This is a genomic window from Micromonospora sp. CV4 (assembly GCF_003667455.1).
Lineage (GTDB): Bacteria > Actinomycetota > Actinomycetes > Mycobacteriales > Micromonosporaceae > Micromonospora.
In genome coordinates, this window is the sequence record NZ_RCVI01000049.1 from 1 (window position 1) to 841 (window position 841).

Here is an 841-nt window from a genome sequence, read left to right on the forward strand (position 1 = left end):
CTCGTAAGGGGTGGGCGCTCGGGGCGAAGGTGGTCAGGCGATCCGGCGCAGCCAGCGCCGCTGCCACGGAGTCTCCACCGCCTTCGGGTGGTAGCCGGCCCGCACCCACGGCACGGCCCGTTCGACTGGCAGACCGTCGAGGATCGCCAGCGCGGCCAACGCCGTACCGGTGCGTCCCACCCCACCCCGACAGGCCACCTCCACGCGCTCACCGTCGTGCGCCCGCCGCAACGTCGCCCGTAGGGCGTCGAGCGCATCCGCCCGGTCGAGCGGTACCCAGAAGTCCGGCCACCGGATCCGACGGTGCGGCCACGCCGGCTCGGGGCCGGGTGCCAACAGCAGGGCGAAGTCGGCGGGTGAGGCGACCTCGGCAGCGATGCGCCGTCCGCGCACCGTCGCCCCGCTGGGCAGGACGAGCACACCCGACTGCTCGGGCCAGGGCTGAGGGACAGTCACCCCAGCATTCTGCGCCATGCACCTGGCCGTCGGGTCCCGCCGGTGAGCGGGGATGGGCACAGACAAACACCCCTGCCGCTCGCTTGCTAACTGGGCAGAGACGGCGCCCCCGCCGCTCACTCGGTGACGCACACAGATAGCGTCCCCGCCGGTCACCCGGTGACGCGCAGATAGCCCCCGGTCAGGCACAGGGGGATGGGGACAGAGACAGCGCCCCGACGGCCACCCGGTGACGCACACAGACAGCGTCCCCGCCAGGCACCGGCGGACGGGACAGACAGCGCCCCGACGGTGACGCGTCCAACCGATCCGCGGACGGCCCCCGCCCCCGCCCTCCGGGCGGGCGGGGGCCGTCCGCGTGCGCCCCATCCGCGGTCCACGATTC

General features: G+C 74.4%; 1 protein-coding gene. It reads right to left on the bottom strand.

Annotation, left to right across the window (positions count from 1 at the left end):
- Nucleotides 1-33 precede the first annotated feature (33 nt).
- Entirely contained in the window at nt 34-456 is a 423-nt protein-coding gene (locus tag EAD98_RS00245) for a protein-tyrosine phosphatase family protein (protein WP_233583649.1), read from the bottom strand.
- Between the last annotated feature and the right edge of the window lie 385 nt (nt 457-841).